Source organism: Micromonospora sp. IBSANI012, assembly GCF_052814045.1.
Genome location: NZ_CP199933.1, coordinates 4,570,868 through 4,597,151 on the forward strand (window position 1 = coordinate 4,570,868; position 26,284 = coordinate 4,597,151).

The following is a 26,284-nucleotide window of genomic DNA, read 5'->3' on the forward strand; positions in this document are numbered from 1 at the left end:
GTCGTCGTTTTGGCTGCCCGGGCGACCCGAGAACGGTGCGGGGCGTCACACCGACGGGCTGAACGACCAGACGGGTCCGACCCGTACCCAACAGGGTGGAGTGATCCCCGGGCGGACGTTTAGGGCCGCTCGATAGGGTCATCAGTGAGGGTTCCGCCCATCTGCCGAGGAGCACAACCATCGTGGCTGCCAACCGACCCGAGCACCCCGCACTCAACTGGACCGACCTCGACCGCCGGGCCGTCGACACCGTCCGCGTGCTGGCCATGGACGCCGTGGAGAAATCCGGCAACGGCCACCCGGGCACCGCGATGAGCCTGGCGCCCGCGGCATACCTGCTCTTCAACCGGGTGATGCGCCACAACCCGGCCGACCCGAACTGGCCCGGCCGGGACCGGTTCGTCCTCTCCGCCGGGCACTCCAGCCTGACCCTCTACATCCAGCTCTACCTCTCCGGCTACCCCCTCGCGCTGGAGGACCTGCAGTCGCTGCGGCAGTGGGGCTCGCTCACCCCCGGGCACCCGGAGCACGGGCACACCCCCGGCGTGGAGACCACCACCGGCCCGCTCGGCCAGGGCCTGGGCAACGCGGTCGGCATGGCGATGGCCGCCCGCCGCGAGCGGGGCCTGTTCGACCCGGAGAGCGAGCCGGGCGGCTCGGTCTTCGACCACGACATCTGGTGCATCGCCTCCGACGGCGACATCGAGGAGGGCATCAGCCACGAGGTCAGCGCGCTCGCCGGGCACCAGCAGCTGGGCAACCTCACGGTGATCTACGACGACAACGAGATCTCCATCGAGGACGACACCCGGATCGCCAAGAGCGAGGACGTGGCGGCCCGCTACGAGGCGTACGGCTGGCACGTGCAGACCGTCGACTGGCGGACCGGCGACGCCGACCAGGGCGACTACCACGAGGACGTGGAGGCGCTCCACCAGGCGCTGCTGGCCGCCAAGGCGGAGACCGGGCGTCCCTCCTTCATCGCGCTGCGCACCATCATCGGCTGGCCCGCCCCCAACAAGAAGAACACCGGCAAGATCCACGGTTCGGCGCTCGGCGCCGACGAGGTGGCCGCCACCAAGCAGCTGCTCGGCTTCGACCCGGTGCAGAGCTTCGAGGTCGACGAAGAGATGCTCGGCCACGCCCGCCAGGTGATGAGCCGCGGCGAGGCCGCCCAGCGGGAGTGGACGACCGCGTTCGACGCCTGGTCGCAGGCCAACCCCGAGCGCAAGGCGCTCTGGGAGCGGATGGCCGGCCGGGTGCTGCCGCAGGGCTGGACCGAGGCCCTGCCGACCTTCCCCGCCGACGCCAAGGGCGTGGCCACCCGGGCCGCCTCCGGCAAGGTGCTGGAGGCGCTCGCCCCGGTGCTGCCGGAGCTCTGGGGCGGCTCGGCCGACCTGGCGGAGAGCAACAACACCACCATGAAGGGCGAGCCGTCGTTCATCCCGGCCACCCACGCCACCAAGGACTTCCCGGGCCACGAGTACGGCCGCACGCTGCACTTCGGCATCCGTGAGCACGCCATGGGAGCGATCCTCAACGGCATCGCCCTGCACGGCGGCACCCGCCCGTACGGCGGCACCTTCCTGGTGTTCAGCGACTACATGCGCCCCTCTGTCCGGCTGGCGGCGCTGATGAAGCTGCCGGTGGTCTACGTCTGGACGCACGACTCGATCGGCCTGGGCGAGGACGGTCCGACCCACCAGCCGGTGGAGCACCTGACCGCGCTGCGCGCCATCCCCGGCCTGGACGTGGTCCGCCCGGCGGACGCCAACGAGACCGCCTGGGCCTGGCGGCAGGCGCTGGAGCACACCGACCGGCCGACCGCGCTGGCGCTGAGCCGTCAGGCGCTGCCGACGCTGGACCGGGAGACGCTGGGCAGCGCCGAGGGCGTGGCCAAGGGCGGCTACGTGCTGGCCGAGGCGTCCACCGGCAAGCCGCAGGTGATCATCGTCGGCACCGGCTCCGAGGTGCAGCTCTGCCTCACCGCCCGGGAGCGGCTGGAGGCCGACGGCACCCCCACCCGGGTCGTCTCGATGCCCTGCCAGGAGTGGTTCTACGAGCAGGACGAGGCGTACCGGGAGTCGGTGCTGCCGCGCGGGGTAAAGGCACGGGTGAGCGTGGAGGCGGGCATCGCCATGTCCTGGCGCGGGGTCGTCGGCGACCTCGGCGAGAGCGTCAGCCTGGAGCACTACGGCGCGAGTGCCCCGCACACCGTGCTCTTCGAGCAGTTCGGGTTCACCCCCGACCGGATCGTGGCGGCGGCACACGCCTCGATGGCCCGGGTGGGCGACATCACCGGTTTCACGACCGGCAACTGAGGGGAGCGTGGACGGCATGACGGACAGGCTGGGTGAGCTGAGCGCCGCTGGGGTGGCGATCTGGCTCGACGATCTTTCCCGGGTACGACTGAGTTCCGGCGGGCTGGACCAGCTGCGCCGGGAGAAGCACCTGGTCGGGGTGACGTCCAACCCGACCATCTTCGCCAAGGCGCTGAGCGACGCGGACGAGTACAACTGGCAGCTCAAGGACCTCGCCACCCGTGGCCTGGAGGTCGAAGAGGCGGTTCGCCTGCTGACCACGTACGACGTGCGGTGGGCCTGCGACGTGATGCGGCCGGCGCACGACGCGAGCGCCGGGGTCGACGGCCGGGTCTCCATCGAGGTGGACCCGCGGCTGGCCCACGAGACGGAGAAGACGGTCGCCGAGGCCAAGGGGTTGTGGTGGCTGATCGACCGCCCCAACCTCTTCATCAAGATCCCGGCCACCGAGGCGGGCCTGCCGGCGATCACCGCCACCCTCGCCGAGGGGATCAGCGTCAACGTCACGCTGATCTTCGGCCTGGACCGCTACTCCCAGGTGATGGAGGCGTTCCTCGCCGGCCTGGAGCAGGCGAAGGCGAACGGCCACGACCTGTCCAAGATCGGCTCGGTGGCGTCGTTCTTCGTCTCCCGCGTCGACTCCGAGGTCGACAAGCGGCTGGAAAAGATCGGCTCCGACGAGGCCAAGGCGCTGCGCGGCAAGGCGGCGGTCGCCAACGCCCGGCTGGCGTACGAGCGCTACGGCAAGGTCTTCTCCTCCGACCGGTGGCAGGCCCTGGCCGACGCGGGCGCCCACCCACAGCGGCCGCTGTGGGCGTCCACCTCGACGAAGAACCCGGACTACCGGGACGTCATCTACGTCGAGGAGCTGATCGCCCCCGGCACGGTCAACACCATGCCGGAATCGGTCATCCACGCCTACGCCGACCACGGCGAGACCCGGGGCGACACCATCACCGGGGCGTACGACGAGGCCCGCAAGGTCTTCACCGACCTGGAGTCGGTGGGCGTCGACATGTCCGACGTGATCGTCACCCTGGAGCGGGAGGGCGTGGAGAAGTTCGCGGCCAGCTGGCTGGAGCTGCTCGACGGGGTGCACAAGTCGCTCACCGCCGCCGCGCAGGGCACCGGCGCCCCGAACAAGGCCGCCAAGGGCAGCGCGCAGGCCGCCGAGCAGGCTGGGGGCAACGCGTGACGAAGGGCGTCGGACGCGCCGCGGGGCACCGCCCCGCGGCGCTCCACGCCGTCGCCCAGCCCGGGTGGCGACATGGGTGACCTGCTGGCCGGCCCGGCGGACGCGGCGGCCGGGCTGGCCGTGCACGGCGCGGACGCGGTCGACCGGTCCGCGCCCGCGTCCGTGCGGGACGCGCTGGTCGAACGGGACGTTCCGGCCAGACTGGCCGCGAGGGACCCGGGGCTGTGGGGTCCGAACGCCGAGGAGGAGGCGAAGACCCGCCTCGGCTGGCTGGACACCCACCGCCGCAGCCGGGAGCTGCTCCCCCAGCTCGCCGAGCTGGCGGCGGAGCTGGAGGACCTGGACCACGTGGTGCTCGCCGGGATGGGCGGTTCCTCGCTCGCCGCCGAGACCATCACGCGGACCCTGGGCCGGCCGCTGACCGTGCTCGACACCACCGACCCGGGCCGGGTCCGGGCGGCGTTGGCCGACCGGCTGGAGCGCACGGTGGTCGTGGTGGCCAGCAAGTCCGGCACGACGGTGGAGACCGACAGCCACCGCCGGGCGTACTGGCAGGCGTTCCTGGACGCCGGGATGACCGAGGCCGAGGCGGCCCGGCACTTCGTGGTGGTCACCGACCCGGGCTCCCCGCTGGAGGCCACCGCCGACGAGATGGGCGTGGTGGTGCTGCCGGCCGACCCGCAGGTGGGCGGGCGGTACGCGGCGCTGACCGCGTTCGGCCTGGTCCCCGCCGCGTTGGCCGGGGTGGAGGTCACCGAGCTGCTGGACGACGCCGAGGCGGTGTCGGCCGCGCTGGGCGGGGACCGGGACAATCCGGGCCTGGCGCTCGGGGCGGCGCTCGCCGCGGCGGCCACCACCGGCCGGGACAAGGTCGCCCTGGTCCCCGACGGCACCGGGCTGGACGGCCTGGGCGACTGGATCGAGCAGCTGCTCGCCGAGTCGACCGGTAAGGCCGGGCTCGGCGTCCTGCCCGTGGTGGTGGAGTCCCCGCAGGCGCCGGGGGCGACCGGACCGGACGTGCTGACCGTCAGCCACGGCGGCGCGCTGACCGCGGGGGACGTCCCCGGCGGCGGCTGCGAACCCGACCTGGCGGTGAACGGCCCCCTCGGGGCCCAGTTCCTGACCTGGGAGTACGCGACCGCGGTCGCGGCGGTGGTGCTCGGCGTCGACCCGTTCGACCAGCCGGACGTCGCCGCGAGCAAGGACAACACCCGGCGGATCCTGGAATCCGGACCGCCGGCGCAGGCGCCCTCGTCCACCGAGGGCGCGATCGAGGTGTACGCCCCGCCGGGCACGCCCGCCGACCTCACCGGCGCGCTGCGCCACCTGGTGGACGGCGTGGGCGACGCGGGCTACCTCGCCGTGACGGCGTACCTGGACCGGGTGGACGAGGCGGCGGCGGCGCGGCTGCGGCCACTGCTGGCGCAGGCCGCCGGGCGGCCGGTCACCTTCGGCTGGGGCCCCCGGTACCTGCACTCCACCGGGCAGTACCACAAGGGCGGCCCGCCGGTCGGCAGCTACCTTCAGCTCACCGGCGCGGTGCACGTTGATCTCCCGGTACCGGGTCGGCCGTACTCCTTCGGGGAGCTGCAGGCGGCGCAGGCCGCCGGCGACCGGCAGGCGCTGGCCGACCGGGGCCGACCCGTGCTACGCCTGCACCTGACCGACAGGTCGGCGGGCCTGGCCCAGCTGCTGGAAGCGATCGGACGATGGCGGGCGTGACGATGAACGAGATGGACCAGACGGAGCGAGGAGGCGGCGTGAACCCGCTGCGCGACGTGCAGGACCGGCGACTGCCCCGGATCCCGGAGCCCTGCGCTCTGGTGATCTTCGGAGTCACCGGTGACCTGGCGCGCAAGAAGTTGCTGCCAGCGGTCTACGACCTGGCCAACCGGGGCCTGCTGCCGCCCGGGTTCATGGTGCTGGGCTTCGCGCGGCGGGACTGGGGCGACGGCGACTTCGAGTCGCTGGCCCACGACGCGGCCAAGAAGCACGCCCGTACCCCCTGGCGGGAGGAGGTCTGGTCGCGGCTCGCCGGCAACATCAAGTTCGTCGGTGGCTCGTTCGACGACGACGCCGCCTTCGACCACCTGGCCGCCACCCTGGACGAGCTGCGGGACAGCCACGGCATCCACGGCAACGCCGCGTTCTACTTCTCCATCCCGCCGGCGGCCTTCCCGGTGGTGCTCAAGCAACTGGCCCGCACCGGGCTGGCCGACAACGCCAAGTCCGGCGGCTGGCGCCGGGTGGTGGTGGAGAAGCCGTTCGGCAACGACCTGCCGTCGGCCAAGGAGCTCAACGACCTGGTCGACGACGTCTTCACCCGCCAGGACGTCTTCCGGATCGACCACTACCTGGGCAAGGAGACGGTCCAGAACATCCTCGCCCTGCGGTTCGCCAACAACCTGTTCGAGCCGCTGTGGAACTCCAAGTACGTCGACTCGGTGCAGATCACCATGGCCGAGGACGTCGGCATCGGCACCCGGGCCGCCTTCTACGACTCCGTCGGCACCGCCCGGGACGTGCTCCAGAACCACCTCCTCCAACTGCTCGCCCTGGTGGCGATGGAGGAGCCGACCAGCTTCGACGCCGACGAGATCCGGACCGAGAAGCTGAAGGTGCTCAAGGCGATCACCCTGCCCACGGACATCTCCCAAGGCACCGTGCGCGGGCAGTACCTGCCCGGCTGGGTCGGCGGCGAGCGGGCGCTCGGCTACCTGGAGGAGGAGGGCGTCCCGGAGGACTCGACCACCGAGACGTACGTCGCGGTGAAGCTGGGCATCCAGAACCGCCGTTGGGCGGGGGTGCCGTTCTACATCCGCGCCGGCAAGCGGCTGCCCCGGCGGGTGACCGAGGTGGCCATCATGTTCAAGAAGGGGCCGCACCTGCCGTTCAACGCGGCGGACATGGAGTCGCTGGGCCCCAACCAGCTCGTCATCCGGGTGCAGCCGGACGAGGGCGTGGTGCTGAAGTTCGGCTCCAAGGTGCCGGGCACGACCATGGAGGTCCGGGACATCGCGATGGACTTCCAGTACGGCGAGGCGTTCACCGAGTCCAGCCCCGAGGCGTACGAGCGGCTGGTGCTGGACGTGCTGATCGGCGACCGGACGCTCTTCCCGGACGCCGCCGAGGTGGAGCAGAGCTGGCAGGTGGTGGACCCGCTGGAGCACGCCTGGGCGGGCACCAAGCCGGAGCCGTACCGGGCCGGCGAGTGGGGGCCCCGGGCGGCCGACGAGATGCTGGCGCGCGAGGGCCGCGCCTGGCGGCGGGCGTGAGCGCGCGGATGATCGGACACAGCGGCGTGCGCGGGCACAGCCAGCGGACCGGGAGGCTCCAGTGATCGGCCTGTGGGACACCACCGGGAACGAGGTGGTCAAGGCGCTCGCCGCCGAGCGGCGCAGCGCGGGCGGGGTGGCCAGCGGCATGGCGCTGACCCTCATCGTGGTGGTGGACGAGAAGCGGGTCCGCGAGGCGGAGGCGGCGGCGACCATCGCCGCGGCCGCCCACCCGTGCCGGCTGCTGGTGGTCGTCCGCACCGACGTGGAACGGGAGCGCAACCGGCTGGACGCGGAGATCGTCGTCGGCGGGCGGCTCGGCCCGTGCGAGGCGGTGGTGACCCGGATGTACGGCCGGCTGGCCCTGCACGCCGAGTCCGTGGTGATGCCGCTGCTGGTGCCGGACGTGCCGGTGGTGGCCTGGTGGCACGGTGAGCCGCCGACCGAGATCGCCACCGACTTCCTCGGCGTGGTCGCCGACCGGCGGATCACCGACACCGCGCAGGCGGCCGACCCGATCGAGGCGCTGCGCCAACGGGCCCGGGACTACGCCCCCGGCGACACCGACCTGGCGTGGACCCGGATCACCCCGTGGCGCACCCTGGTCGCCGGGGCGTTCGACACCACCGAGGCCCGGGTCACCGCGGCGACCGTGGTGGCGCCGCGCACCGACCCGACCGCGGCGCTGATGCGCGGCTGGCTGACCGCCCGGCTCGGCATCGACCCGGTGTGGGAGCACACCGACGAGTACCCGCGCATGCGCGAGGTGCAGCTGCGCTGCGCCAACGGCGACGCGCTGACGCTGACCCGCGACGACAACATGGCGGTGTTCCGCCGTACCGGTCAGGAGGACCGGACCCTGCCGCTGGTGCGCCGCCCGCTCGGCGACGAGCTGGCCGAGGAGCTGCGCCGGCTCGACGCCGACCAGGTGTACGCCGAGGCGCTGGGCGCGGCGGCCGGCATCTCCGGCCTGGACCAGCAGCCCGCCGGGCGGGTGCACGTCTGGAAGGACCCGGCGACCGCGCAGCGGGCCGAGGCCGGGGTCACCGCCCACGCCGGCACCAGCGCGACCCCCTGACCGCTGTCCCCGGGGGCCGGCACGGTTCCCCGGGGCGTGGGAGGGCGCGACGGACGGGCCGACCGGCCCCCGGGCACGACGAACACGGACCGCGCGAGCGCGGTCGGGAGACGAAGGCACAACATGAGTGAGGCGAGTGTCGCCGTACACGCCGATGCCGACCTGCTGGCGCAGGCGGTGGCGGCCCGACTGGTGGTGAAGCTGCTCGACGCGCAGGCGGACCGGGGTCAGGCGTCGGTGGTGCTGACCGGAGGGCGGATCGCCGCCGCGGTGTACCGGGCGGTGGCCGCGCTGCCGGCCCGGGACGCGGTCGACTGGTCGCGGGTGGACGTCTGGTGGGGCGACGAGCGCTTCCTGCCCGCCGGCGACCCGGAGCGCAACGAGACGCAGGCCCGGGCGGCGCTGCTGGACTCCGTGCCGCTGGACCCGGCCCGGGTGCACCCCATGCCGGCCTCCGACGGCCCGCTGGGCGCCGACCCGGAGGCCGGTGCCGCCGCGTACGCCGAGGAGCTGGCCCGGGCCGCGCGGCCCGGCCACGCCGCGCTCCCCCACTTCGACGTGCTGATGCTCGGCGTCGGCGAGGACGGGCACGTGGCGTCGGTCTTCCCCGAGCACCCGGTGCACTACGACAACCGGCCGGTCAGCGCGGTGCGGGGCAGCCCGAAGCCGCCGCCGCTGCGGACCACGCTCACCCTGCCGGCGATCAACACCGCCGAGGAGGTCTGGCTGGTGGCCAGCGGCGCCGACAAGGCCCGGGCGGTCGGCATGGCGCTGGCCGGGGCGGGCCCGGTGCAGCTGCCGGCGGCCGGCGCGCGGGGCGTGTCGCGTACCCTCTGGCTGCTGGACCGGTCGGCGGCGGCCGACGTGCCACCCCGGTCGCGCAGCCTGCGCTGAGCCGATACGACGAGGAGCCCCGGCCCCCGGTGGGGGTTGGGGCTCCGGCGTGTCACTCCCGGCCGCGACGGCGGCGCAGCGCGGCGAGAGCCTCGGCCAGGATGGCCGCCCCCTCCTCCTCGCTGCGCCGCTCCTTCACGTACGCCAGGTGGGTCTTGTAGGGCTCGGGACGGGCCCGCCCGGGCGGGTTCTCCGCGTCCCGGCCGGCGGGCAGCCCGCAGCGGGGGCAGTCCCACAGCGGGGGCGCCTCGGCGTCGACCGCCATCCTGATCTCGGTGGCGTGCCCGTTGCGGCACCAGTAGGTCACCGCCCGGCGGGGTGCGGGCTCGTAGCGCTCGGCGGGGCGTTCGGGGGCGGACCCGATCCGTGAGCCACGGATGACGTTGCCACTGGGCACGGCTGCTCGCTCCTGTCGTAGGAGGGACCGCCGCTCGGCAGGGGGTGGGCGGCGGCGACGCGCTGCACAACGAACTGCGCGCGGTCCGTAACGGACCGCGCGCAGATTGTACGCCGAGACTCCGACAGGCTCAGGCCCCGCTGTTGAGCTGGAGCCGGAGCCAGAGGCCGAGCCCCACGATGCAGGCGAACCAGACGATGCTCACCAGGACGGTGTAGCGGTCGAGATTCTTCTCGGCCACCGACGAGCCGGCCAGGCTGGAGCTGACGCCGCCGCCGAACATGCTCGACAGCCCGCCGCCCTTACCCCGGTGCAGCAGGATCAGCATGGTGAGCAGAACGCTCGTGATGACCAGCAACACGATCAACGTGTATGCGAACCAGATCGGCATGGCTGGGGTCAGTCCTCTCGTTACGATCCTCGCCCGGACAGATCGGGCACGGTGGCACCGACCGGTGGACGGGCGGCCTCAAGGATAGCGAGCGATCAGCGGGCGGTGTGCTCCGGGAACCGGCAGATCTTCGCGAACTCCTCGGCGTCCAGGCTGGCACCGCCCACCAGGGCCCCGTCCACGTCCGGCTGGGCCATGATCGCGGCCACGTTCGAGGACTTGACCGACCCGCCGTAGAGGATCCGGACCTGGTCCGCGGTGCCCTGGTCGAAGGTCTCGACCAGCCGCTTGCGCACCTCGCCGCAGACCTCCTGGGCGTCCTCCGGCGTCGCCGTCTTGCCGGTGCCGATCGCCCAGACCGGCTCGTACGCCACGACGACCTTGGTCACCTGCTCAGCGGTGAGCCCGCGCAGGGCGCCGTCGAGCTGGTCGCAGCAGTGCGGCACGTGCCGCAGCTGCTCCCGGATCTCCAGGCCCTCGCCGATGCAGAGGATCGGGGTGAGCCCGTTGGCCAGCGCCGCCGCCACCTTGGCGTTGACGATCGCGTCGTCCTCGTAGTGGTAGGCGCGCCGCTCGGAGTGCCCCACCACCACGTACGTGCAGCCCAGCTTGGCCAGCATCGGCCCGGCGACGTCCCCGGTGTAGGCGCCCGACTGGTACGGCGACAGGTCCTGCGCGCCGTAGCCGATCAGCAGCTTGTCGCCGTCCACCGCGGTCTGCACGGTGCGCAGGTCGGTGAAGGGCGGCAGGACCACCGTCTCGACCTCGGTGAGCTGCTTCTCGGTGAGGCTCGCGGCCAGCTTCTGCACCAGCAGGTTGGCCTCGAGGTGGTTCAGGTTCATCTTCCAGTTGCCGGCCATCAGCGGCCGGCGGGTGACGCTCGCCATCACTTCTCCAGGGCCGCGATGCCGGGGAGGGTCTTGCCCTCGAGGTATTCCAGGGAGGCGCCGCCACCCGTGGAGATGTGCCCGAACGACGACTCGTCGAGGCCGAGGGCCCGCACCGCGGCGGCGGAGTCACCGCCGCCGACCACGCTGAACGCGTCGGCCTTGGCGACCGCCTCGGCGACGCCCCGGGTGCCGGCGGCGAAGGCCGGCATCTCGAAGACGCCCATCGGGCCGTTCCAGAAGATGGTCTTCGCCTGGGAGAGTGCGGCGGCGAAGCCGGCCACCGTCTCCGGCCCGATGTCCAGGCCGACCCGGTGGCTCGGGATGCCGTCGGCGGGGACCGTGTCGTGCGCGGCGTCCGGGGCGAAGGCGTCCGCGGCCACCACGTCGACCGGAAGCATGATCTTGCCCCCGGACCGCTCGATGAGGTTGCCGCAGGTCTCGACCATCTCCTTCTCCAGCAGCGAGGTGCCCACCTCGTGGCCTTGGGCCTTGAGGAAGGTGAAGCACATCCCGCCGCCGATGAGCAGCCGGTCCACGGTCGGCAGCAACGCCTCGATGACCGCCAGCTTGTCGGAGACCTTGGACCCGCCGAGCACCACCACGTACGGGCGCTCCGGCTGACCGGTCAGCTTGGAGAGCACCTCCACCTCGCGCAGCACCAGCCGGCCGGCGACGTGCGGCAGCCGGGCGGGCACGTCGTACACGCTGGCGTGCTTGCGGTGCACCGCGCCGAACGCGTCGTCGACGTACGCGTCGCCGAACGTGGCGAGCTGGTCGGCGAACGCGCCCCGCTCGGCGTCGTCCTTGCTGGTCTCCCCCTTGTTGAACCGGAGGTTCTCCAGCAGGGCGACCTGGCCGTCGGCCAGCGCGTCCACGGTGGAGCGGGCCGAGTCGCCGACGGTGTCCTCGGCGAAGTGCACCGGCGCGTCGAGCAGCTCGCCGAGGCGACCGGCGACCGGGCGGAGGCTGAACTGCGGGTCCGGCGCGCCCTTCGGGCGGCCCAGGTGCGAGCAGACGACCACCTTGGCGCCGGCGGAGACCAGCGCGCTCAGGGTCGGCAGGACCGCGCGGATGCGGCCGTCGTCGGTGATCTCACCGGTCTGCTTGTCGAGCGGGACGTTCAGGTCGGCGCGCACCAGCACGCGCCGACCCGACACCCCCTCGGCGAGCAGGTCGTCGAGGTTGCGGATGCTCACAGCGAGGATCCCACCAGCTTGACCAGGTCGACGAGGCGGTTGGAGTAGCCCCACTCGTTGTCGTACCAGCCGACGACCTTGACCTGGTTGCCGACCACCTTGGTCAGCGGCGCGTCGAAGATGCAGGACGCCGGGTCGGTGACGATGTCCGAGGAGACGATCGGGTCCTCGTTGTAGACCAGGATGCCCTTGAGCGGACCGTCGGCGGCCGCCTTCATCGCGGCGTTAACCTCGTCCACCGTGGTCTCCCGGCCGACCATGACGGTCAGGTCGGTGGTGGAGCCGGTCGGGATCGGCACCCGCAGCGCGTAGCCGTCCAGCTTGCCCTTCAGCTCCGGCAGCACCAGGCCGATCGCCTTGGCGGCGCCGGTCGAGGTCGGGACGATGTTCAGCGCGGCGGCCCGGGCCCGACGCAGATCCTTGTGCGGCGCGTCCTGCAGGTTCTGGTCCTGGGTGTACGCGTGGATGGTCGTCATCAGACCGTGCTGGACGCCGAACGTGTCGTGCAGGACCTTCGCCATCGGGGCGAGGCAGTTGGTGGTGCAGGAGGCGTTGGAGATGATGGTGTGCTTGGCCGGGTCGTACTGGTCCTGGTTGACGCCCATCACCACCGTGACGTCCTCGTTCTTCGCCGGCGCGGAGATGATGACCTTCTTGGCCCCGCCGTCGATGTGCGCCTTGGCCTTGGTGGCGTCGGTGAAGAAGCCGGTGGACTCGATGACCACGTCCGCGCCGACGTCGCCCCACGGCAGCTTCGCCGGGTCCTTCTCGGCGTACGCCTTGATGGTCTTGCCGCCCACGGTGATCTCGTCAGCGGTCGCCTTCACCTCGTGCGGGAGGCGGCCCAGGATGCTGTCGTACTTGACAAGGTGGGCGAGCGTCGCGTTGTCGGTCAGGTCGTTGACCGCCACAACCTCGATGTCAGCGCCGGACGCCAGCACTGCCCGGAAGAAGTTACGGCCGATCCGGCCGAAGCCGTTGATGCCAACCCGGATGGTCACAGGTCCCATCTCCTCGCGTTCTGGTCCGCCGGCGTAAGACCCGGGCCGGCGGAGGTGTGTGCGCCGACCGTTGGAGCCGGCCGTTGACGGTTCATCTCGGCCACCCCGCCGCGGTCCGTGAGACCTGACCGCCCGAGGCGGTGAGCACGGCGAGGAGTGCCTGTGCCGGCCCCCTTGCCGTACGCAGCGACCTTATCCGAGCGTGCGGCGTCACGCTGCGGCGGGTGGTGATCCCGCTCGCATCGTGGAGCCCCACCGTCCTATCAGACCACGAGCATGTCGGGCGTGACGGCTGCTTCCGTATCCGGGATGCCCAGGTCGCGGGCCCGCTTGTCGGCCAACGCCAGCAGCCGGCGGATCCGGCCGGCGATGGCGTCCTTGGTCAGCGGCGGGTCGGCCAGCGCGCCCAACTCCTCCAGCGAGGCCTGCCGGTGCTCCAGGCGCAGCTGCCCGGCCGAGGTCAGGTGGTTCGGCGCGTCCTCGGCCAGGATCTCCAGCGCCCGGGTCACCCGGGCGGCGGCGGCCACCGCGGCGCGGGCCGAGCGGCGCAGGTTGGCGTCGTCGAAGTTGGCCAGCCGGTTGGCGGTGGCCCGGACCTCGCGGCGCACCCGGCGCTCCTCCCAGGCCAGCACACTGGAGTGCGCCCCGATCCGGGTGAGCAGCGCGGCGATCGCGTCACCGTCCTTGACCACCACCCGGTCCACCCCGCGCACCTCGCGGTTCTTGGCGGTGATGCCGATCCGGCGGGCCGCGCCGACCAGGGCCAGCGCGGACTCCGGACCCGGGCAGGTGATCTCCAGCGCGCTGGAGCGGCCGGGCTCGGTCAGCGAGCCGTGCGCCATGAACGCGCCCCGCCAGGCGGAGACGGCGCAGCAGACGTTCGCCGCCACCACGTGCGGCGGCAGGCCGCGCACCGGGCGGCCGCGCACGTCGAGCAGGCCGGTCTGCCGGGCCAGCGCCTCGCCGTCCTTGACCACCCGGACGATGAAGTGGCTGCCCTTGCGCAACCCGCCGGAGGCGAGCACGTGGATCTCGCTCGGATAGCCGTACACCTCGGCGATCTCCCGGCGCAGCCGCCGGGCCACCGCCCCGGTGTCCAGTTCGGCCTCCACCACCACGCGACCGGAGACGATGTGCAGCCCGCCGGCGAAGCGCAGCAGCGCGGCCATCTCCGCCCGCCGGCAGCAGGGCTTGGGCACGTCGACCCGACTCAGCTCGTCCTTGACCGCAGCCGTCATCGCCATTCTGCGCCCCTCCACGGACCGGTACCGGCGTGTCGCCGGTGATTACGTACGTGCTTAACGATCGGCGCCCAGGACAGGCACCAATGCGGCGCCCAGGGCGGCCGGATCATGACGGGGAGAGCCGTCGGTGACGGCGACAGGGGCGAGGACCAGCCGGGCACCCAGCGATTCTGCCGCACGTCCGGCCGGTTCGGGATCACCCACCGCCTTCGAATCGGCCAGCACGAAGTCCACGGTGAGCTGCGGAAGGTACGAGTGCAGGGCGGCCAGGTGGTCGGCGACGGAGAGCCCGAGGGTCTCCTTCTCGGCCGCCAGGTTGAGGGTGACCAGCCGTCGGGCCCGGCTCGCGACGATCGCGGCGGCCAGCCCGGGCACCAGCAGGTGCGGCAGCACGCTGGTGTACCAGCTGCCCGGCCCGAAGATCAGCCAGTCGGCCTCGCCCACCGCGGCGACCGCCTCGACGCACGCGTCCGGCGCGGTCGGGGTGAGCCGCAGCGACTCCACCCGGCCGGTGGTCACCGCCACCTGGTGCTGACCGCGCACCGTGCGTACCTCGTCGGGGCGCGCCGGGTCGGCGCCGCGCACCCGCGCCTCGATCCCCACCGGCTGGCGGGACATCGGCAGCACCCGGCCCACCGCGCCGAGCATCGCCCCGGCGTGCTCCAGCGCGGCCACCGGGTCGCCGAGCTGCTCCATCAGGCCGCAGAGCACCAGGTTGCCCACCGCGTGCCCGGCCAGGCCGTCGCCGGAGTCGCCGGCGAAGCGGTGCTGGAAGAGCCCGGCGCTGCGCCGGGTGGCGGGGTGATCGCCGGCCAGCGCGACCAGGGCCTGCCGCAGGTCGCCCGGGGGCAGCCCGCCGCGCTCGGCGCGCAGCCGACCGCTGGAGCCGCCGTCGTCGCCGACGGTGACCACGGCGGTGATGTCCAGGTCGACGTCGCCGGCGCAGTGGCGCAGCGCGCGCAGCGAGGCGGAGAGCCCGTGCCCCCCGCCGAAGGCGACCACCTTCGCCGCCGTCATTCCCGCCCCAGGTCCCGGTGCTGAGCGTTGGCGGCCAGATCCGACTGGCGCAGCCGGCCGGCCAGTTCCTCCGCGATGGCCACGCTGCGGTGCTTGCCACCGGTGCAGCCGACGGCCACCGTCAGGTAGCGCTTGCCCTCCCGCTCGAAGCCGGCGGTGGTGGCGTTGACCAGGTCGGCGTACGCGGCGACGAACGCGTCCGCGCCCTCCTGGCCCAGCACGTACGCGCTGACCGCCTCCTCCCGCCCGGTGTGCTCGCGCAGCTCCGGCACCCAGTACGGGTTGGGCAGGAACCGGGCGTCGAGCACGAAGTCGGCGTCGGGCGGCAGGCCGTACTTGAAGCCGAAGGAGATCACGGTGACCCGCAGCCGGCGGGCGTCCTCGCCGCCGAAGAGCTCCTCGATGCGCCGCCGCAGCTGGTTGACGTTGAGATGGCTGGTGTCGATGATCACGTCGGCCTGGTCGCGGGCCTCCTCCAGCAGGCCGCGCTCCACGGCGATGCCGTCGGCCAGCCGCCCCTCGCCCTGCAACGGGTGCGAGCGCCGGACGCTCTCGAACCGGCGGATCAGCACCTCGTCGTCGGCGTCGACGAAGACCACCCGGGGTGAGAAGCCCCGGTCCCGCAGCTCGCGGATCGCCCCGGCGAGATCGGTGGAGAAGGCGCGCGAGCGCACGTCGAGCACCATCGCGGTACGCCGGGCCGCGCCGCCGGCCTTGACCGCCAGCTCGGCCATGTCCAGCATCAGTGCCTGGGGCAGGTTGTCCACCACGTAGTAGCCGACGTTCTCCAGCGCCCGGGCGACCGTGCTGCGGCCGCCACCGGACAGCCCGGTGACCACCACCAGCGTGGTGTCCGCCTCCGCCGTCGCCGCGCCGCCGTCCGGGGCGTACCCGTCGGTCGTCCGCACCTCGCTCACCCACTACCCCCCAGCCGTGCCGCGTCCGGTTCGTCCCGGACACGCATGGTCGATCAGCGACTCTATCCCCCCGGGCGGCGTCGATCGGTTCCCGCCCGTCCGACCGGTGCCGGTGTCGGCACGGCGGCCTATTCAGGAAGCGGCGACGGCGGAGCGGGTATTCCCGCGCGGGTCGGCGGCGGCGGGTTGTCGGCGTCGGCTCGTAGACTCCGCGGATGACCTCCCCCACCGACCTGCGCACCGAGGACGCGCTGCGGGTGCTCCGCCGGGTCTTCGGCTACGACGCCTTCCGCGGCTTCCAGCGGGAGGTCATCGACCACGTGGTGGCCGGCGGCGACGCGCTGGTGCTGATGCCCACCGGCGGCGGCAAGTCGCTGTGCTACCAGATCCCCGCCCTGGTCCGCGAGGGCGTCGCGGTGGTCGTCTCCCCGCTGATCGCGCTGATGCAGGACCAGGTCGACGCGCTGACCGCCGTCGGCGTCCGGGCCGGGTTCCTCAACTCGACGCAGGACCTGGAGGCCCGCCGCCAGGTGGAGAAGGCCTTCCTCGCCGGCGAGCTGGACCTGCTCTACCTCGCCCCGGAGGCGCTCGGCTCCCGGGCCACCCTCGGCCTGCTCGACCGGGGCCGGATCGCCCTGTTCGCCATCGACGAGGCGCACTGCGTCTCGCAGTGGGGGCACGACTTCCGCCCCGACTACCTGGCCCTGTCGATGCTGCACGAGCGGTGGCCGACGGTGCCCCGGATCGCGCTCACCGCCACCGCGACCAGCGCCACCCGCGCCGAGATCGCCAGCCGGCTCAAGCTGACCGACGCCCGGCACTTCGTGGCCAGCTTCGACCGACCCAACATCCAGTACCGGATCGTGCCGAAGAAGGAGCCGCGCAAGCAGCTGCTCGCCCTGCTGCGCGACGAGCACCCCGGCGACGCCGGCATCGTCTACTGCCTGTCCCGGGCCTCAGTGGAGAAGACCGCCGAGTTCCTGGTCGCCAACGGGGTCGCCGCGCTGCCGTACCACGCCGGCCTGGACTCGGCCACCCGCGCCGCCAACCAGCAGCGTTTCCTGCGCGAGGACGGCCTGGTCATGGTGGCGACGATCGCGTTCGGGATGGGCATCGACAAGCCCGACGTCCGGTTCGTCGCCCACCTCGACCTGCCGAAGTCGGTCGAGGGCTACTACCAGGAAACCGGCCGCGCCGGGCGCGACGGCCTGCCGTCCACCGCCTGGCTGGCGTACGGCCTCCAGGACGTGGTGCAGCAGCGCAAGATGATCGAGACGTCGGAGGGCGACCTCGCGCACCGGCGCAACCTCGCCACCCACCTCGACGCGATGCTGGCCCTCTGCGAGACGGTCCGCTGCCGCCGGGTGCAGTTGCTCGAATACTTCGGCCAGAGCGGTGCGGCCGGTTGCGGCAACTGCGACACCTGCCTCACCCCGCCGGAGACCTGGGACGGCACGGTGCCGGCGCAGAAGCTGCTCTCCACCATCTTCCGGCTGGACCGGGAGCGCAGCCAGCGCTTCGGCGCCGGGCACTGCGTCGACATCCTGCTCGGCAAGCAGACCGACAAGATCACCCAGTACGGCCACGACTCGCTGAGCACCTTCGGCATCGGCACCGAACTGCGGGAGGCCGAGTGGCGCGGGGTGGTCCGGCAACTGCTCGCCGAGGGTCTGCTCGCCGTCGAGGGCGACTACGGCACCCTGGCCCTGACCGAGGCCAGCGCGGAGGTGCTGGGCCGCCGCCGCACGGTGACCATGCGCCGGGAGCCGGAGCGGCCGGCGTCCGGCCGGTCCGCGAAGCCCCGGGGCGCGGCCACCGTCGTCGCCGACCTCGCCCCGGAGGCGGCCCCGGTCTTCGAGCGGCTGCGCGCCTGGCGGGCGGCCACCGCCAAGGAGCAGGGCGTGCCGGCGTACGTGATCTTCCACGACGCCACGCTGCGACAGATCGCCACCGAGGCGCCCAGCTCGCTGGCCGAGCTTTCCCAGATCAACGGCGTCGGCGAGAACAAGCTGGCCAAGTACGGCGAGGGCATCCTCGCCGTACTCGCGCAGGGCTGACCCCCAGTTACGACGAAAGGGCCGGCCCCGGGTGGGGCCGGCCCTTGTCGGTGGTGTTGGTGGGTCAGGAGGCGGCGGAGTAGCCGCGGGTGGCGATCCAGTCGGCGAGGTTGTCGACGCTGATTCGGTAGGAGGCCTGGTCGGGGTTGGCCGAGTCGGCGATGGTGACGGTCTTGCCGTTGTCGGTGTAGCCCACGACGCTGATGTAGTGCCCGCCTTCGAAGGAGTGGGTGGTGCCGTCGGTGTCGGTGGTGGTGCCGGCGATGTTGGCGACCACGGCGCGGCCGTCGTCGATGGTGCGGACGATGTCGGTGCGCAGCTTGTCGGTCTGCTTGCGGTCGGCCTTGTTGTCGCGGATCTCCACCGACCGGTAGACCTTCTTGCCGGTTTCCTTGTTCAGGACGGGGGTGATGTCGTTGATGCTGTTGGTGCCGTCCTCGGTGGTGCCCATTTCCTTGGCCATGGCGTCGACGTCGATGTTCTTGCCCTGCACGGAGAGGGCGTTGCGGGTGGCGGCGGGGCCGCAGTAGTAGAAGTTCGGCTGGGCCTCGTAGCGCACGTTGAGCTCCCGCTCGCCGTGCGACTTACGGTCGGCCTGCACGGAGGCGGTGGTGCCCTGGGTGGGGGCGGCGTGCGCGGCGACGGCCGGGCCGGCGATCCCACCGGCGGTGGCGGCGAGGCCGGCAGCGGTCAGGGCGGTCTTGCGGATCAGATCGGTACGCATGAGGGTGCACCTTTCGATCGGGGGAAACGCAACCGTCGTCGGGGGAGACGGCGGCGCGTGAGAGGGAAGTCAAAGGAAGGGGATCTGCCCGGCGGCCACACAAAGGGGCTCTGCTCGGGGTGTCCGGGGGGATGTAACCGTCCCGGCGGGCTGCGCATTCCACAGGCCCGGGGGCCATGGTGCCGGGGGATGTAACCAACCCGGGTGGTCCCGCATTCCACGGGCCTCGGCCCGGGGGCCTGCTCGGGGTGGTGCCGGGGGATGTAACCAACCGGGGTGGGCCGGCATTCCGCCGGGCCTGACTCTCCGGTTCACCGTCCGGGCCAGGGGCCACCGCGGTCTGCCATGTATAACGACCCCGGCCCGCCACCCATTCCACCCCCCGGCCGGCCCCGGACCAGTCGACACCGCAGCCCAGACCGGACATCCGGAACGGCCAACACCCACTCGGAACCGGACATTCGGTCGCGAACCGGCGGAGCGGGTGACGACCTCGACCGAGGTGACGGCGGTCGGCTACCGGCCCCCCACGCCCAGTCGGTGACGCCTTCGCACCCGCCGAGCCGGCGCAAGGTCGACGCGTGCGGCACCCGGTCGTCCGGCCAAGCCCGCCCGGCCACCCGTCCCGCGCAACCCGCGAGCCGGCATCCACCCAGTCGGGACGGCGCGCCCAGCCGGCGAGCCGCCGACAGGAAGCTGACCGAGGGTCAGCGACCCGCCTTGGTGCCCTCGTCCAGCGCGGCCAGGATCGCCTCGGCGGTCCGCTTCCCCACCCCGGGCACCTCGGTGATCTCCTCCACGCTCGCGGCGGAGAGCCGCTTGAGCGAGCCGAAGTGCCGCAGCAGCGCCTTGCGGCGTACCTCGCCGAGGCCGGGGACGTTGTCCAGCGCGGATTCGGTCATCCGCTTCGAGCGACGCTGCCGGTGGAAGGTGATGGCGAAGCGGTGCGCCTCGTCGCGGACGCGTTGCAGCAGGTAGAGCCCCTCGGAGGTGCGCGGGAGGATGACCGGGAACTCGTCGTCGGGCAGCCAGACCTCCTCCAGCCGCTTGGCCAGGCCGCAGAGCGCCACGTCGTCGATGCCCAGCTCGGCCAGCGCCTGGGCGGCCGCCGCCACCTGCGGTGCGCCGCCGTCGACCACCACCAGCTGCGGCGGGTACGCGAACCGGCGCGGCCGCCCGGTGGTCGGGTCGATGCCGGGCCGATCCGGGTCGGCGGCGGTCTCCTCGCCGATCTCACCGCTCTCGGCCCGGGCGTCGAGGTAGCGGGCGAAGCGGCGGCGCAGCACCTCGGACATCGCGGAAAGGTCGTCGGTGGCGCCCCGGACGATGAAGTGGCGGTACTCGCTCTTGCGGGGCAGCCCGTCCTCGAAGACGACCATGCTGGCCACCACGTCGGTGCCCTGGATCTGCGAGACGTCGAAGCACTCGATGCGCAGCGGGGACGTCCGCATGCCGAGCGCCTCGCTGATCTCGTCGAGCGCCTTGCCGCGGGTGGTCAGGTCGCCGGCCCGGCGCAGCTTGTGCCGAGCGAGCGCGTCCTTCGCGTTGCGCTCGACCGTCTCCATGAGCGACTTCTTGTCGCCGCGCTGGGGCACCCGCAGCGACACCCGGCTGCCCCGGTGGCTGGAGAGCCAGTCGGCCAGCGCGTCGGCGTCGGCCGGCAGCTCGGGGACCAGCAACTCGCGGGGCACGTCCGCCTCGCCGTGCTCGCCGCCGTAGACCTGGGTGCAGAAGTGGTGCACCAGGTCGCCGGTGCTCAGCTCCTCGGTCTTCTCCACCACCCAGCCGCGCTGGCCGCGCACCCGCCCGTCGCGGACGTGGAAGACCTGTACGGCGGCTTCCAGCGGGTCGTCGGCGAAGGCCACCACGTCGGCGTCGGTGCCGTCGCCGAGCACCACGGTCTGCTTCTCCATGGCCCGGCGCAGCGCGGCGACGTCGTCGCGCAGCCGCGCGGCCCGCTCGAACTCCAGCTGTTCGCTGGCCTCGGTCATCTCCCGTTCCAGCTTGCGGACCATGGTGTCGGTGCGGCCGGCCATGAAGTCGCAGAAGCCGTTGACGATCTCGCGGTGCTCGTCGGCGGAGACGCTGCCGACGCAGGGCGCGGAGCACTTGCCGATGTACCCCAGCAGGCAGGGCCGGCCCACCTGGCCGGCCCGCTTGAACACCCCGGAGGAGCAGGTCCGCGCCGGGAAGACGCGCAGCAGCAGGTCGAGGGTCTCGCGGATCGCCCAGGCGTGCGAGTACGGCCCGAAGTAGCGCACCCCCTTGCGCTTGGCACCGCGCATCACCTGCAGGCGGGGGTACTCCTCGTCGAGGGTGACCGCCAGGTACGGGTACGACTTGTCGTCGCGGTAGCGGACGTTGAACCGGGGGTCGTACTGCTTGATCCAGGTGAACTCCTGCTGGAGCGCCTCGACCTCGGTGGCGACGGTGATCCAGTCCACCGACTCGGCGGTGAAGACCATCTGCCGGGTGCGCTGGTGCAGGTTGACCGGGTCGGCGAAGTACGAGTTGAGCCGGCTGCGCAGGTTCCTCGCCTTGCCGACGTAGATCACCCGGCCGGTGCCGTCACGGAAGCGGTAGACCCCCGGTGACTCCGGGATGGTGCCGGGCGCGGGACGGTAGGTCGAGGGGTCAGCCACCCGTCAAGACTAATCCGCACCCCCGACACGCTCCCCCGACCCGCGGGGGCGCTCCCCCGCCGCCCGGCCGGTGGATCATGAGGCCGGCGCCGCCGACCTCATGATCACGCAGGCCCGGTGCCGGCGCCGGTGCCGGCGGTCAGGCCAGGCTGATCTGGTCGCCCTGGACCTTGAGCGTCTTGGGAGCGAGCGGCTTGGTCGCCGGGCCCTGCTTCACCGAGCCGTCGGTGATCGAGAACTTGCTGTTGTGGCAGGTGCAGTTGATGGTGCCGCCGTCGACGTTCGACACCGGGCAGCCCTGGTGGGTGCAGATCGGGTCGAAGCCCTTGAACTGCCCCGGCTCCGGCTGGGTGATCACCACGCCCTGGGCGGCGTAGACCTGCCCGCCACCGACCGGGATGTCGCTGGTCGTCGCCAGCGAGGACGAGCCCTCGCGGTCGCCGCCCTCCGCGTCGCCGGCGGTGGCGCCCGGTCCGCCGCTGGTCGGCGCGGTGGTCCCGTCCCCGGAGTCGTCGCCTCCGCAGGCGGTCAGGAGGACCGACGCGCCCACCGCGCCGGCGCCCGCGAGCAGGGCTCGCCGCGTCTGCGTACCGGGTCCGGTCAACACCTGGTCGTCACTCATCTCCGGCCTTTCTCTCGACTGCCGCCGCCGGTCATCGACCTCGCGGCCTCACCTCGGCACACGCAACACTGTGCCCGACGGTTCAATCTCCTCGGCCCGCGGCTCGCCGGGGAACGGGACGGGCGGGCCGGTTTCCCGACCCGCCCCGCCGTACCGTCGCTCAGCGCGCCGCGGCCGGCACCTTCCGGGTACGCGACTTCGTGGCGCTGCCGTTGGCCTTGGCCGCCCGGCTGGTCGCCGCCCTGGCGCCCTTGGCCTCGCCGTCGAGGTTGAGCACGTGGCGCAGGAACTGACCGGTGTGGCTCTCGGCCACCTCGGCGACCTCCTCCGGGGTGCCGGTGGCCAGCACCATGCCGCCCCGGTGGCCGCCCTCCGGGCCCATGTCGATCAGCCAGTCGGCCGTCTTGATCACGTCGAGGTTGTGCTCGATGGTGATCACCGTGTTGCCCTTGTCGACCAGGCCCTCCAGCACCATCAGCAGCTTGCGGATGTCCTCGAAGTGCAGGCCGGTGGTCGGCTCGTCGAGCACGTAGACCGTCCGCCCGGTGGAGCGCTTCTGCAGCTCGGAGGCGAGCTTGACCCGCTGCGCCTCACCGCCGGAGAGCGTCGGCGCCGGCTGGCCGAGCCGGACGTAGCCCAGGCCGACGTCGACCAGGGTCTTGAGGTGCCGGTGGATGGCCGGGATGGCGGAGAAGAACTCCGCCGCCTCCTCGATCGGCATCTCCAGCACGTCGGAGACGGTCTTGCCCTTGTAGTGCACCTCCAGCGTCTCCCGGTTGTACCGGGCGCCCTTGCAGACCTCGCAGGGGACGTAGACGTCCGGCAGGAAGTTCATCTCGATCTTGATGGTGCCGTCGCCGGAGCACGCCTCGCAGCGGCCGCCCTTGACGTTGAACGAGAACCGGCCCGGGCCGTACCCCCGGACCTTGGCCTCGGTGGTCTCGGCGAAGAGCTTGCGGACGTGGTCCCAGACGCCGGTGTAGGTGGCCGGGTTGGAGCGCGGCGTCCGGCCGATCGGCGACTGGTCGACGCCGACGACCTTGTCCACGTGCTCCAGGCCGCTGACCCGGGTGTGCCGGCCCGGCACCAGCCGGGCGCCGTTGATCTGGTTGGCCAGCACCGCGTAGAGGATGTCGTTGACCAGCGTCGACTTGCCGGAGCCGCTGACCCCGGTGACCGCGATGAGCTGGCCGAGCGGGAAGGAGACGGTGAGGTTGCGCAGGTTGTGCTCCCGCGCGCCGTGCACCACCAGCTCCCGCTCCGGGGTCTGCGGGCGGCGCTGCCGGGGCGTCGGGATCGACCTGCGCCCCGACAGGTACGCCCCGGTGACCGAGTCCGGGTTCTCCAGCAGCGCCGGCACCGAGCCGCTGTGCACGATCTCGCCGCCGTGCTCGCCGGCGCCCGGGCCGATGTCGACGATCCAGTCGGCGACCCGGATGGTGTCCTCGTCGTGCTCCACCACGATCAGCGTGTTGCCCAGGCCGCGCAGCCGCAGCAGCGTCTCGATCAGCCGGTGGTTGTCCCGCTGGTGCAGGCCGATGGAGGGCTCGTCGAGCACGTAGAGCACGCCGACCAGGCCGGAGCCGATCTGGGTGGCGAGCCGGATGCGCTGCGCCTCGCCGCCGGAGAGGGTGCCGGCCGGGCGGTCCAGGGAGAGGTAGTCCAGACCGACGTCGAGCAGGAACTTCAGCCGGGCGTTGATCTCCTTGAGCACCCGCTCCGCGATCATCTTCTGCCGGTCGGTCAGCTCGATGCCGGCGAGCAGCTCGGCCGCCTCGCCGACGGACAGGTTGCAGACCTCGGCGATGCTCTTTCCGGCCAGGGTGACCGCGAGCACCTCGGGCTTGAGCCGGGCGCCGCCGCAGGCCGCGCAGGGCACGTCCCGCATGTAGCCCTCGTACTTGTCCCGCGACCACTCCGACTCGGTGTCGGTGTGCCGGCGCTCGATCCACTGCACCACGCCCTCGAAGCCGGTGTAGTAGGAGCGCTCGCGGCCGTACTTGTTGCGGTAGCGCACGTGCACCTGGTCGTCGGAGCCGTGCAGGATCGTCTTCTGCGCCCGCGACGGCAGCGCCCGCCAGGGCGTGTCGATGTCGAAGTGCTGGCTCTCGCCGAGCGCCTCCAGCAGGCGGAGGAAGTATTCGAGGTTGTGCCCGGTGGCCCAGGGCTGGATCGCGCCCTCGCGCAGGGTGCGCTCCGGGTCGGGGACGACCAGCTCGGGGTCGACCTCCTTCTTGGTGCCCAGGCCGGTGCACTCCGGGCAGGCGCCGTACGGCGCGTTGAAGGAGAAGACCCGGGGCTCCAGGTCCTCGATCGCCAGCGGGTGGTCGTTGGGGCAGGCCAGGTGCTCGGAGTAGCGGCGCTCCCGGTCGGGGTCGTCCTCGGCCAGGTCGACGAAGTCGAGCAGCACCAGGCCGCCGGAGAGGCCCAGGGCGGCCTCGATCGAGTCGGTGAGCCGCTGCTTGGCGCCGGCCTTGACGCTGAGCCGGTCGATCACCACCTCGATGGTGTGCTTCTCCTGCTTCTTGAGCTTGGGCGGCTCGGTCAGCGGGTGCACCACGCCGTCGACCCGGGCCCGGGCGTAGCCCTTGGCCTGGAGCTCGGCGAAGAGGTCGACGTACTCGCCCTTGCGGCCGCGCACCACCGGCGCGAGCACCATGAAGCGGGTGCCCTCGGCCATGCCGAGGACCCGGTCGACGATCTGCTGCGGGGTCTGCCGGGAGATCCGCTCCCCACAGACCGGGCAGTGCGGCTCGCCGATGCGGGCGAAGAGCAGCCGGAGGTAGTCGTAGACCTCGGTGATGGTGCCGACGGTGGAGCGCGGGTTGCGCGAGGTCGACTTCTGGTCGATGGAGACCGCGGGGCTGAGGCCCTCGATGAAGTCGACGTCGGGCTTGTCCATCTGGCCGAGGAACTGCCGGGCGTACGACGACAGCGACTCGACGTACCGGCGCTGGCCCTCGGCGAAGATGGTGTCGAAGGCCAGGCTCGACTTGCCCGAGCCGGAGAGCCCGGTGAAGACGATCAGGGCGTCCCGGGGCAGGTCGAGACTGACGTCACGCAGATTGTGCTCGCGCGCGCCACGGATGATCAGTCGGTCGGCCACTGTCCGTGTACTCCCGGGTGAAGAAAGTGAGGCGAATCTGTCCGCTCGGAGCGTGATCTGAGCGGTTTACGGGCGCAGAAATGACGCCTCGGCAACTCTAGCCCCGAGGTACGACAACTTTCCGCGCCCGCACATTCCGCCAGCTCACCCCGGTCGGGCCGGGGTGGCCCACGCCGGTGCGGGGTTCAGAATCCGCCCGGTGACGCCGGCGGTGCCGGACGCGCCGTCCGCCGGCGGCCACCCCGCCACCCGCCGCGCCGCTCGGCCGCCAGCCGGGTCTCCCGGCGGCGGCTCTCGTACGCCACCTCCCGCTGCAACCGGCTCCAGCTCTCCCAGCGCCGCACGGGCAGCTCCCCGGTCTCCAGCGCCTCCCGCACCGCGCAGGCCGGCTCGGCCTCATGCCCGCAGTCGGCGTACCGGCAGCCGGTGGCCAGCTCGGCGATGTCGGAGAAGGCACGGTCCAGCCCGGCGGAGCCGTCCAGCAGGCCCACCGCCCGTACCCCCGGGGTGTCCAGCACCGCGCCCCCGCCCGGAACCGGCACCAGCGCCCGCCAGGTGGTGGTGTGCCGGCCCTTCCCGTCCACCCGGCGGATCGCCTGGGTCGGCATGACCGCGGCCCCGGCCAACGCGTTGACCAGGCTCGACTTGCCGGCCCCGGACGGACCGAGCAGGCCGAGCGTCAGCCCACGGGCGACGAGCGGACGCAGCGGCTCCAGCCCGGTGCCCCGCTCGGCGCTGACCGGCAGCACCGGAACCCCCGGCGCCACCGCGGCGAGCTGCCGGGCCACGGCCGCCGGATCGGCGGCCAGGTCGACCTTGGTGAGCACGACCACGGGCCGCGCCCCGGACTCGTGGGCCAGGGAGAGCAGCCGCTCGATGCGGGCGACGTCCGGTTCGGGGTGCACCGGCTCGACGACCGCGGCGGCGTCGAGGTTGGCGGCGAGCACCTGCCCGCTGGCGTCCTTGCCGGCGGTCCGGCGCACCAGCGCGGTGCGGCGCGGCAGCACCGTCTCGACGGTGACCGGGCCGTCCGGCCAGGTGGCCAGGAGCACCCAGTCGCCGGCGCAGGGCAGAGCGGTCAGGTCACGGGCCGCGGCGGCGAGCACCGCCGGGCCGAGGCTGGCGCGGACGGGTCCGTCCGCGCAGAGCACGGTGCAGACCCCGCGGTCGACCCGGGCCACCCGGCCCGGTCGGCGGTCGGTGCGCCGTCGTGCGTACGCCGCCCGGTCGGCGTCGAAGCCGAGGGCGGTGAGATCGATGGTCATGGCATCCTCATCGGAGTCGGAACTGGTCGTGGTGGTGCACGCGTGCTGCTAC

20 protein-coding genes are annotated in these 26,284 nt (G+C 72.7%); 7 read left to right on the plus strand and 13 right to left on the minus strand.

What is annotated here, in order from left to right:
• Window positions 1–182: 182 nt before the first annotated feature.
• The 6 genes from tkt (at window position 183) to pgl (ending at window position 8,763) form a co-directional block, all read left to right on the plus strand.
• On the plus strand, window positions 183–2,321 hold the full coding sequence (gene tkt, locus ACTWM8_RS21040; protein ID WP_446210539.1) for a transketolase: 2,139 nt from the start codon (window positions 183–185) through the stop codon (window positions 2,319–2,321).
• A 16-nt stretch (window positions 2,322–2,337) separates the two neighbouring features.
• The gene (gene tal, locus ACTWM8_RS21045; RefSeq protein ID WP_446210540.1) at window positions 2,338–3,516 is read left to right on the plus strand and encodes a transaldolase; all 1,179 of its coding nucleotides are present in this window, start codon (window positions 2,338–2,340) and stop codon (window positions 3,514–3,516) included.
• 72 nt (window positions 3,517–3,588) lie between these two features.
• A complete protein-coding gene (locus ACTWM8_RS21050; protein ID WP_446210541.1) occupies window positions 3,589–5,238 on the plus strand; it encodes a glucose-6-phosphate isomerase in 1,650 nt (549 codons plus the stop codon).
• Between the two features lie 2 nt (window positions 5,239–5,240).
• On the plus strand, window positions 5,241–6,791 hold the full coding sequence (zwf, locus tag ACTWM8_RS21055) for a glucose-6-phosphate dehydrogenase (RefSeq protein ID WP_446214619.1): 1,551 nt from the start codon (window positions 5,241–5,243) through the stop codon (window positions 6,789–6,791).
• Window positions 6,792–6,852: 61 nt separating this feature from the next.
• Window positions 6,853–7,869, plus strand: coding sequence for a glucose-6-phosphate dehydrogenase assembly protein OpcA (locus tag ACTWM8_RS21060; protein WP_446210542.1), 1,017 nt, complete (start codon window positions 6,853–6,855; stop codon window positions 7,867–7,869).
• Between the two features lie 123 nt (window positions 7,870–7,992).
• On the plus strand, window positions 7,993–8,763 hold the full coding sequence (gene pgl / locus ACTWM8_RS21065) for a 6-phosphogluconolactonase (RefSeq protein ID WP_357913116.1): 771 nt from the start codon (window positions 7,993–7,995) through the stop codon (window positions 8,761–8,763).
• 52 nt (window positions 8,764–8,815) lie between these two features.
• Here pgl and ACTWM8_RS21070 read toward each other — a convergent pair whose 3' ends face one another.
• The 8 genes from ACTWM8_RS21070 to rapZ form a co-directional block, all read right to left on the minus strand.
• Entirely contained in the window at window positions 8,816–9,160 is a 345-nt protein-coding gene (locus tag ACTWM8_RS21070) for an RNA polymerase-binding protein RbpA (protein ID WP_179805771.1), read from the minus strand.
• A gap of 130 nt (window positions 9,161–9,290) precedes the next feature.
• Window positions 9,291–9,551: a preprotein translocase subunit SecG gene (gene secG, locus ACTWM8_RS21075; RefSeq protein WP_067304373.1), complete on the minus strand. Its 261-nt coding sequence runs from the start codon at window positions 9,549–9,551 to the stop codon at window positions 9,291–9,293.
• 95 nt (window positions 9,552–9,646) lie between these two features.
• Window positions 9,647–10,438, minus strand: coding sequence for a triose-phosphate isomerase (gene tpiA, locus ACTWM8_RS21080; protein ID WP_446210543.1), 792 nt, complete (start codon window positions 10,436–10,438; stop codon window positions 9,647–9,649).
• Window positions 10,438–11,637 carry a phosphoglycerate kinase gene (locus ACTWM8_RS21085; protein WP_446210544.1) on the minus strand — a complete coding sequence of 400 codons (1,200 nt, stop codon included), beginning with the start codon at window positions 11,635–11,637 and terminating at the stop codon, window positions 10,438–10,440. Before ACTWM8_RS21085 ends, tpiA begins: the two co-directional genes overlap by 1 nt.
• Window positions 11,634–12,638 carry a type I glyceraldehyde-3-phosphate dehydrogenase gene (gene gap / locus ACTWM8_RS21090; protein WP_446210545.1) on the minus strand — a complete coding sequence of 335 codons (1,005 nt, stop codon included), beginning with the start codon at window positions 12,636–12,638 and terminating at the stop codon, window positions 11,634–11,636. Before gap ends, ACTWM8_RS21085 begins: the two co-directional genes overlap by 4 nt.
• Window positions 12,639–12,901: 263 nt before the next feature.
• On the minus strand, window positions 12,902–13,882 hold the full coding sequence (gene whiA, locus ACTWM8_RS21095) for a DNA-binding protein WhiA (protein WP_091597037.1): 981 nt from the start codon (window positions 13,880–13,882) through the stop codon (window positions 12,902–12,904).
• Window positions 13,883–13,936: 54 nt separating this feature from the next.
• On the minus strand, window positions 13,937–14,899 hold the full coding sequence (locus ACTWM8_RS21100) for a gluconeogenesis factor YvcK family protein (protein ID WP_446210546.1): 963 nt from the start codon (window positions 14,897–14,899) through the stop codon (window positions 13,937–13,939).
• On the minus strand, window positions 14,896–15,816 hold the full coding sequence (gene rapZ, locus ACTWM8_RS21105) for an RNase adapter RapZ (RefSeq protein ID WP_407940578.1): 921 nt from the start codon (window positions 15,814–15,816) through the stop codon (window positions 14,896–14,898). Before rapZ ends, ACTWM8_RS21100 begins: the two co-directional genes overlap by 4 nt.
• Before the next feature lie 215 nt (window positions 15,817–16,031).
• Between rapZ and recQ the strand changes: the two genes are divergently transcribed.
• Window positions 16,032–17,873 carry a DNA helicase RecQ gene (gene recQ, locus ACTWM8_RS21110; RefSeq protein WP_446210547.1) on the plus strand — a complete coding sequence of 614 codons (1,842 nt, stop codon included), beginning with the start codon at window positions 16,032–16,034 and terminating at the stop codon, window positions 17,871–17,873.
• Between the two features lie 64 nt (window positions 17,874–17,937).
• Here recQ and ACTWM8_RS21115 read toward each other — a convergent pair whose 3' ends face one another.
• The 5 genes from ACTWM8_RS21115 to rsgA form a co-directional block, all read right to left on the minus strand.
• Window positions 17,938–18,597 (minus strand): C39 family peptidase, encoded by a 660-nt coding sequence (locus tag ACTWM8_RS21115; protein ID WP_446210548.1) that lies wholly within the window; start codon window positions 18,595–18,597, stop codon window positions 17,938–17,940.
• Between the two features lie 707 nt (window positions 18,598–19,304).
• Complete coding sequence (gene uvrC / locus ACTWM8_RS21120) at window positions 19,305–21,239, minus strand: excinuclease ABC subunit UvrC (RefSeq protein WP_446210549.1); 1,935 nt, start codon at window positions 21,237–21,239, stop codon at window positions 19,305–19,307.
• A 139-nt stretch (window positions 21,240–21,378) separates the two neighbouring features.
• Window positions 21,379–21,861, minus strand: a complete 483-nt coding sequence (locus ACTWM8_RS21125) for a Rieske (2Fe-2S) protein (protein WP_446210550.1) — start codon at window positions 21,859–21,861, stop codon at window positions 21,379–21,381.
• Window positions 21,862–22,021: 160 nt separating this feature from the next.
• Entirely contained in the window at window positions 22,022–24,967 is a 2,946-nt protein-coding gene (gene uvrA, locus ACTWM8_RS21130; RefSeq protein ID WP_446210551.1) for an excinuclease ABC subunit UvrA, read from the minus strand.
• A gap of 185 nt (window positions 24,968–25,152) precedes the next feature.
• Window positions 25,153–26,232 carry a ribosome small subunit-dependent GTPase A gene (gene rsgA / locus ACTWM8_RS21135; protein WP_446210552.1) on the minus strand — a complete coding sequence of 360 codons (1,080 nt, stop codon included), beginning with the start codon at window positions 26,230–26,232 and terminating at the stop codon, window positions 25,153–25,155.
• Window positions 26,233–26,284: the final 52 nt, after the last annotated feature.